The organism is Mixta sp., from assembly GCF_024610815.1.
In the GTDB taxonomy this organism is placed as follows: domain Bacteria; phylum Pseudomonadota; class Gammaproteobacteria; order Enterobacterales; family Enterobacteriaceae; genus Mixta; species Mixta calida.
Map to the genome: position 1 here is coordinate 1 of NZ_JANION010000155.1, position 6,932 is coordinate 6,932.

Here is a 6,932-nt window from a genome sequence, read left to right on the forward strand (position 1 = left end):
TGATGTCCGGCAGTGCTTTTGCCGTTACGCACCACCCCGTCAGTAGCTGAACAGGAGGGACAGGTGATAGAAACAGAAGCCACTGGAGCACCTCAAAAACACCATCATACACTAAATCAGTAAGTTGGCAGCATCACCTTCCTCTTTCAGGACCCATTATTAAAGTGATTCTGTCTTAAATGCACGAGCAGCGACAACGACAATTAACAACAAATGAGGCTGGGGCAACCTGGCTTTTTTGTCTGTCGTTTACTGTTGGGCCACAGCCTTGAACGCGGTGTAGAGCACATGCCGTTTTTGAGGGGTTGTGTCTTTGACTTCCCGCTGGCATGATCCAGAACAGAGATTAACGGGACGTTAATCGTAATGTATTGATTTTTAATTATTTGACTCGGGGTGCCCTTCTGCGTGAAGGCTGAGAAATACCCGTATTACCTGATCTGGATAATGCCAGCGTAGGGAAGTCAGATGCCTGTCCGGCATTGCCTTCTTGAGCGCCGGCCAGGAGACCTATGAAACAGCCTGACCTGCCTGATGCCGCGTTTACCGCGCGCTCCCTCTCTCTGTTCCGCCAGCGCGCGCCGCTGGTTCACTGCATGACCAACGATGTGGTTCAGACCTTTACCGCTAACGTATTGCTGGCGCTGCACGCCTCGCCGGCAATGGTCATTGATGCTGAAGAAGCGGCGCAGTTTAGCGCCGTTGCCGATGCGCTGCTGATTAACGTCGGCACCTTAACCCGTACGCGCGCCGACGCGATGCTGGCGGCGGCGCAGGAGGCCCGCAAAGCCGCCACGCCCTGGACGCTCGATCCGGTGGCGGTCGGCGCGCTACGGCTGCGCACTGATTTTTGTCAGCGGCTGCTGACGCTGAAACCCGCCGCCATTCGCGGCAACGCCTCGGAAATTCTTGCGCTGTCGCTTCAGCAGAGCGGCGGACGCGGCGTTGATACGCAGCATCAGGCGGAAGAAGCGCTTTCCGCCGCTCAGCGGCTGGCGCAGCGCTGCGGCGCCATCGTAGTGGTGACCGGCGAAGTGGACTACGTCACCGACGGTGAACGCACGCTGAAAGTGCCGGGCGGATCGCCTTTGATGACGCGGGTGGTCGGCACCGGCTGTGCGCTATCGGCGGTAGTGGCGGGCTTTGCGGCGCTGCCGGGCGATCGGCTACAGCATATCGCCAGCGCCTGTGGCGTTATGGCGCGCGCAGGCGAGTTGGCGGCGAGCCGCGCACAGGGACCGGGCAGTTTTATTCCGGCGTTTCTCGATGCGCTGTGGAACCTGAATGCGGAGGCGCTGGCATGAGAATCAATGCATTAACTATCGCCGGCACCGATCCCAGCGGCGGGGCTGGCATTCAGGCCGATTTAAAAACCTTCTCCGCGCTGGGCGCGTACGGTGCCAGCGTCATTACCGCGCTGGTGGCGCAAAACACCTGCGGCGTACAGTCGGTTTATCGCATCGAACCGCAGTTTGTCGCCGCGCAGCTCGATTCGGTGCTGAGCGATCTGCGTATCGACAGCGTAAAAATCGGCATGCTGGCGGAGAGCGATATTGTCGAGGCGGTGGCAGAACGGCTCGGTCGCGCCGCGGTGCCCTGGGTCGTGCTGGATACGGTGATGCTGGCGAAAAGCGGCGATGCGCTGCTGTCGCCGCAGGCGGTGACGACGCTGCGCGAACGGCTGTTGCCACGGGTATCGCTGATTACACCCAACCTGCCGGAGGCGGCGGCGCTGCTGGAAACCGGGCACGCGCGCGACGAGCAGGAGATGAAACAGCAGGGCAGAGCGCTGCTGGCGCTGGGCTGCGAGGCGGTGCTGATTAAAGGGGGGCATCTCAGCGATGCCGAAAGCCCGGACTGGCTCTTTACGCTCCAGGGTGAGCAGCGCTTTACTGCGCCGCGCATCGCCACGCGCAATACCCACGGCACCGGCTGCACGCTTTCATCGGCGCTTGCCGCGTTGCGTCCGCGTCATGCCGACTGGGAAAGCACCATCGCGGCGGCCAAAGCCTGGCTCCAGGGCGCGTTGGCGCAGGCCGATACGTTGGAAGTCGGGAAAGGCATTGGGCCGGTGCACCATTTTTATCGCTGGTGGTAGGGCGTAACGCAACGTTTACCGGCGGAGATTTCTGAAAAATGGAGTCAGCAGTTTGCGTTAGCGGCTGAAAAGGGGCCAGTCTGTGCCGGGTCGTCGGGCGGCCCGACAACGGATCGGAGCATGCGATCCCCTTTAAACACTCAGGAGCTAACATGACGGACATCGTACAGTTATTGGGCAACGAAGCGGACAGCCTTCTGCAACATCGCTGCATGACCATTCCAGCGGACAGCCTTTATCTTCCGGGCGCGGATTATGTCGATCGGGTGATGATCGACAACACTCGTTCTCCTGCCGTGCTGCGCAATATGCAGACGCTTTACAATACCGGTCGCCTGGCGGGCACCGGCTACCTTTCTATCCTGCCGGTTGATCAGGGCGTGGAGCATTCCGCTGGCGCCTCTTTCGCCGCCAATCCGCTCTATTTCGATCCGAAGAATATCGTCGAACTGGCGCTGGAGGCGGGCTGTAACTGCGTCGCCTCAACCTACGGTGTGCTGGCGGCGGTGTCGCGCCGTTACGCCCATAAAATCCCATTTATGGTCAAGCTGAACCATAACGAAACGCTCAGCTATCCGGCGCAGTATGACCAGACGCTCTACGCCAGCGTGGAGCAGGCATTCAACCTGGGCGCCGTGGCCGTCGGCGCGACCATTTATTTCGGTTCCGAGCAGTCGCGTCGCCAGATTGAAGAGATCTCCGCCGCCTTTGAGCGCGCGCATGAGTTGGGCATGGTGACCGTGCTCTGGGCCTATCTGCGCAATAACGCGTTCAAGAAAGATGGCGTGGACTATCATGTCAGCGCCGATCTCTCTGGCCAGGCGAATCATCTGGCCGCCACCATCGGCGCGGATATCGTGAAGCAGAAAATGGCGGAAAATAACGGCGGCTATAACGTGCTGAAATTCGGTCATACCGACAAGCGCGTCTATGACACGCTGACCAGCGAGCATCCGATCGATCTGGTGCGCTATCAGCTGGCGAACTGTTATATGGGACGTGCCGGGCTGATCAATTCCGGCGGCGCCTCCGCAGGCGAAACCGATACCGCTGAATCGGTTCGCACCGCCGTGATCAATAAGCGCGCTGGCGGCATGGGGCTGATTATGGGACGTAAGGCGTTTAAGAAGTCGATGCGTGATGGCGTGGCGCTGATCAATGCCGTCCAGGATGTTTATCTGTCGAAGAATATTACCATCGCCTGATGGTCAGCGGGACGATGCTGCGTCGTCCCGCCTCTCTTTACACCTGCTCAAACCATTCGCTGTTCTGCTCGGCGATGGGCGTAATGGAAAAAATCATCTCTTGCAGGTGGTGGCGCATCGCTTTTTCCGCACCGTCAGGATCGTGATTACGCAGGGTATGCAGAATTTCTTCATGCTGATCGATCAGGCTTTCCGGCGGCGATACCTTGCTGAGCGTCAGAAAACGCACCCGATCCATGGTGGCTTTGATATTCTCCACCGTCTCCCAGGCCAGTTCGCAGTTGATGCTCTGCGCGATCAGCCGATGAAACTCATCGTCCAGCTGCAGGAAGGCCTGCGCATCATGACGCTGCGCCGCCATTTTTTGTAGCTGCAGGTTATGCTCCAGCGCCATCAGCGCGGCGGGCGTCGCTTCCATGGCGGCGCGGCGCACCACGGCGATCTCTACCGCTTCGCGAATAAAACGGCCGTCAGCCACCCGCTGAGCGGAAATTTTGCGTACAAAGGTGCCGCGCTGCGGCAGAATCTGCACCAAACCCGCTTCCGCCAGCTTAATAAACGCTTCACGCACCGGCTGACGTGAAACATTAAAACGGCAGGAGACTTCTTTTTCCGACAGCAGCGAACCCGGTGGGATAATGCAGGTAACAATCTCCCGGCGCAAAAAACGGTAGATCTGCTGGTTAACCGGTTCGCTGGTGGTGATAGTGTAGGGTATCGACATGCGACAACTTCCTGGACTGGCTGGACGCGAAAGCTTTCAGTCTAAACAGCCCGTCAACTCCGCGCCAGCGCTTTCATTACAGGAATAATCAATAGCTTGTTATTACCCGTTTGACCGTTTCTTTCGCCCCATGCTGTTGCAGCAGTTGGTAAAAGTGCAGCACGCACGCGGTAAACTGCGCGTTTGCGGGCAGATCTTCGCCGAACACTTTTTGCAGCGAAAGCAGCGCGGCAATGCGCGCTTCGCCGTCGGCGCTTTCACTTACCCGCTGCGCCAGTGTCTCCTTCAGCGGATCGTTGATCTCAACAGGCGCGCCCTGTTCATCGACGCCGCCAACGTAGCGTATCCAGCCTGCCACGCCCAGCGCCAGCAGGTCGAACCGGCTGTTATGCGCCAGGTGCCAGCGGATGCTGTCCAGCCAGCGCTGCGGCAGTTTCTGCGTGCCGTCAGAGGCGATCTGCCAGGTGCGATGCTTGATGGCGCGGTTTTGATAACGGGCGATCAGCGAGTCCGCATAGGCGGTAAGATCGACATTCTGCGTGCGCAGGGTAGGCGCCTGTTCCGCCAGCATCAGCGTGCGCGCGGCGTGCAGGAAGTGCTCATCGGCCATGCAGTCGCTGATATGTTGATAGCCCGCCAGATAGCCGAGATAGGCGAGAAACGAGTGGCTGCCGTTGAGCATGCGCAGTTTCATCTCTTCAAACGGCAGCACGTCCTGCACCAGTTCCGCGCCAGCTTTTTCCCACGCCGGGCGTCCGTTGACGAAATTATCTTCGATCACCCACTGGAAAAAGGGTTCGCACTGCACGGCGACCGGATCGTAACAGCCGAGCGTTTCGCCGAGTTCGTCCAGCGCTTCCTGCGTCATGGCCGGTACGATGCGATCGACCATGGTGGAAGGGAAGGTCAGGTGGTGACGAATATAGTCCGCCAGCGCCGCATCGTGCTTTTCCGCCAGCTGCACCACAACATTGCGCGTAACGTGCCCGTTTTCCGGCATATTATCGCAGGACATCACGCTAAAGGGCGGCAGGCCGCGCTCGCGTCGACGCTTGACCGCGGCGAGGATCACGCCGGGCAGCGAGTGCGGCGCGTCAGGGTTGGCCAGGTCATGCTGAATCACCGGATGCTCAAGGTTGAGCTGGCCGTTGGCGGGATGATGGCAGTAGCCTTTTTCCGTTACGGTTATCGAAACAATCGCGATCTCCGGCTGGCTCATTGCCTCTATCACCGCCTCGATGCCGTCAGTACGCGCATCGACGGTATCGCAAATCACGCCGATCGCGCGTGATGTTTTGCCGCTGTCCGCCATCTCGGTAACGGTATAAAGACAATCCTGCTGGCGCAGGTTACTGACCAGTTTACTGTTGCCCTGTAAATTGATTCCGCACTCGATATAGCCCCAGTCGCTCTGCTGTTCGCGCGCCAGGCGATCGGCGCATACCGCCTGATGAGCGCGGTGAAAGGCGCCGAAGCCGATATGCAGAATACGCGGGCGCAGCCGCGTGCGGTCGTAATCGGGAAGTGAAACGTCGTTGGCCAGTTTCTCGACGGATAGCATGCGAAAGTCCTTCTTACTTAATGTAAAAGGCGCGCCGGAGCGCGCCGGGAAATTAGACGGAAACAGGTTTGCTGCTGGCTTTCGGGCTTTTCACCACGAACAGCACCAGGAAAGCGCCAAGCGCGGCAATCACGCCGGCCAACACAAATGCGCTATCGAATTTGCCGGTATGCTGCACGATAAAGCCGGTGACGATCGGGCCGATAATCCCTGACACGCTGCCTACCAGATGAATAAAACCGCTGATCCCGCCAACGCGGCTCTTATGCACCACGTCCTGAATAATCGCCCAGTAGATAGCGCCGGTGATATAGAGGAAGAAGATCGAGATCGACATCAGCAGCACCGCAGACGTTACTCCTTCTACCGTACCGGCCAGCGCGACACAAAGGGCGGCGGCCAGTAACGCGACCACCAGCACAATTTTTCGCGACAGCAGCAGCCGGCCAGTGATGTTGAAAATCTTATCGGAGATCCAGCCGCCCAGCGCCAGGCCGACAAAGCCGACAATCCACGGGATCACGGTAGTCATGCTCATCGATTTGATATCCAGCCCGTGCGCCTGTACCAGATAGGCCGGAAACCAGCTCAGGAAGAAGAACAGAATGTAGTTGTAGCAGAAGAAGGCGAAGGCGGTGACCAGGATAATCGGCTGGCGCAGATAGTAGCCCAGTCCGTGCGAAGCCTGCGCCAGTTCAGGTTCATCGCCTGGCTGCGCCTCTTTCAATTTTTCGATTAGCGCGCGCTCTTCGTCGGAGACGCGTTTGCTGCGCGCCGGATTGTCAGCGGCGACAAAGAACCAGACGATCATCCAGACGATGCCGATAGAGCAGATAATGACAAATGCGGGACGCCAGCCGAATGCCAACGCCAGATAGCCGATAATCGGCCCGGCCACCGCGCCGCCGAGCGGCGATCCGGCGCTAAGAAAGCCCATGGCGGTCGCCGCCTGTTTTTTCGGGAACCAGCCGTTAATCGCCTTATTGGCCGAGGCGCAGATCGGTCCTTCCGCCATGCCGAACAGCACGCGCAGGATCAGCATCGACCAGAAACCGGTGGCGACGGCGGTCAGCCCGCAGAACAGCGACCACATGCCTACGGCAATGCCCAGCACCAGCGTCGGGCCATATTTATCGGTCGCGAGGCCGCCGATAAAGTTAAACAGGGCGTAACCGAAGAAAAAGCTGCCGAAGATCATGCCGAACTGCTCGGCATTCAGCATCAGATCTTTTTCGATCATCGGCACCGTCAGCGAGAGGGCGACACGATCGAGGTAATTGATCATGTAGACCAGAAACAGTAGAAGTACGATGGTCCAGCGCAAGTTCTTGAACATGGTAACTC

At 58.8% G+C, this 6,932-nt stretch carries 7 protein-coding genes and 1 riboswitch; of the genes, 3 read left to right on the forward strand and 4 right to left on the reverse strand.

Translation table 11 applies throughout. From position 1 onward, the window contains the following. Positions 1-83, reverse strand: an 83-nt coding sequence (locus MYY08_RS11710; RefSeq protein ID WP_353738460.1) for an IS1 family transposase, incomplete at its 3' end; no start/stop codon positions are given. 299 nt (positions 84-382) lie between these two features. Then, a riboswitch (TPP riboswitch) is annotated at positions 383-479 on the forward strand. A 33-nt stretch (positions 480-512) separates the two neighbouring features. On the opposite strand from MYY08_RS11710, the gene thiM reads away from it, so the two are divergent. The 3 genes from thiM (at position 513) to fbaB (ending at position 3,303) form a co-directional block, all read left to right on the forward strand. Next, positions 513-1,304: a hydroxyethylthiazole kinase gene (gene thiM / locus MYY08_RS11715; protein WP_038625250.1), complete on the forward strand. Its 792-nt coding sequence runs from the start codon at positions 513-515 to the stop codon at positions 1,302-1,304. Next, the gene (gene thiD / locus MYY08_RS11720) at positions 1,301-2,098 is read left to right on the forward strand and encodes a bifunctional hydroxymethylpyrimidine kinase/phosphomethylpyrimidine kinase (RefSeq protein WP_288014323.1); all 798 of its coding nucleotides are present in this window, start codon (positions 1,301-1,303) and stop codon (positions 2,096-2,098) included. Before thiM ends, thiD begins: the two co-directional genes overlap by 4 nt. A gap of 152 nt (positions 2,099-2,250) precedes the next feature. Further along, positions 2,251-3,303 carry a class I fructose-bisphosphate aldolase gene (fbaB, locus tag MYY08_RS11725; RefSeq protein WP_288014325.1) on the forward strand — a complete coding sequence of 351 codons (1,053 nt, stop codon included), beginning with the start codon at positions 2,251-2,253 and terminating at the stop codon, positions 3,301-3,303. Positions 3,304-3,340: 37 nt separating this feature from the next. On the opposite strand, the gene MYY08_RS11730 is transcribed toward fbaB, so the two are convergent. The 3 genes from MYY08_RS11730 to MYY08_RS11740 all read right to left on the reverse strand — a co-directional run bounded on the left by MYY08_RS11730 (position 3,341) and on the right by MYY08_RS11740 (position 6,924). After that, positions 3,341-4,027 (reverse strand): GntR family transcriptional regulator, encoded by a 687-nt coding sequence (locus MYY08_RS11730; protein WP_038625253.1) that lies wholly within the window; start codon positions 4,025-4,027, stop codon positions 3,341-3,343. A gap of 88 nt (positions 4,028-4,115) precedes the next feature. Then, on the reverse strand, positions 4,116-5,588 hold the full coding sequence (locus tag MYY08_RS11735) for a mannitol dehydrogenase family protein (RefSeq protein ID WP_038625254.1): 1,473 nt from the start codon (positions 5,586-5,588) through the stop codon (positions 4,116-4,118). Positions 5,589-5,640: 52 nt separating this feature from the next. Then, on the reverse strand, positions 5,641-6,924 hold the full coding sequence (locus MYY08_RS11740; protein WP_038625255.1) for an MFS transporter: 1,284 nt from the start codon (positions 6,922-6,924) through the stop codon (positions 5,641-5,643). Between the last annotated feature and the right edge of the window lie 8 nt (positions 6,925-6,932).